Annotated in this window: 1 protein-coding gene; it reads left to right on the top strand. The window is 64.8% G+C overall.

The features are described from left to right. Positions 1-500, top strand: a 500-nt coding sequence (locus AC1Q7F_RS32650) for a PAS domain-containing protein (protein ID WP_492512713.1), incomplete at both ends; no start/stop codon positions are given.

Here is a 500-nt window from a genome sequence, read left to right as displayed (position 1 = left end):
GCCCGGCAGTTCAAGCGCATCGGCAAGGGCGGCAAGGTGGTCTGGATCGAAGCCTCCTACAACCCGATCCTCGACCCCGCCGGTCAGCCGGTGAAGGTGGTCAAATATGCCACCGACATCACCGGACAGATGAATACCCTGGCCGATCTGAAAAAGCTGATCGACCGGAATTTCGGGGAGATCGACCACGCCGTCGATCATTCCACCCAGGAAGCCGCCAGCGCCAGCAGCGCTGCCGAGCAGACATCGGCCGCCGTGCAAATGATGGCATCCAGTGCCGAGGAACTGGCCGCATCGATCACTGAAATCTCCCAGAGCATGGATCAGTCGCGCGGCGCCACGGACAGCGCGGTGGAGATCACCAACCGGGCGGATCAGGCCGCCCAACGCCTGGACGAGGTCGCCCGGTCGATGGAGGGTGTCGTGGATGCCATCCGCGCCATCGCCGGCCAGATCAACCTGCTGGCCCTGAACGCCACCATCGAGGCGGCGCGTGCCGG

It is taken from the genome of Niveispirillum sp. GW835-FHT14G11, assembly GCF_058793615.1.
The sequence above is the reverse complement of the archived record's forward strand: the minus strand, read 5'-3'. Positions and strand labels throughout refer to the sequence as shown.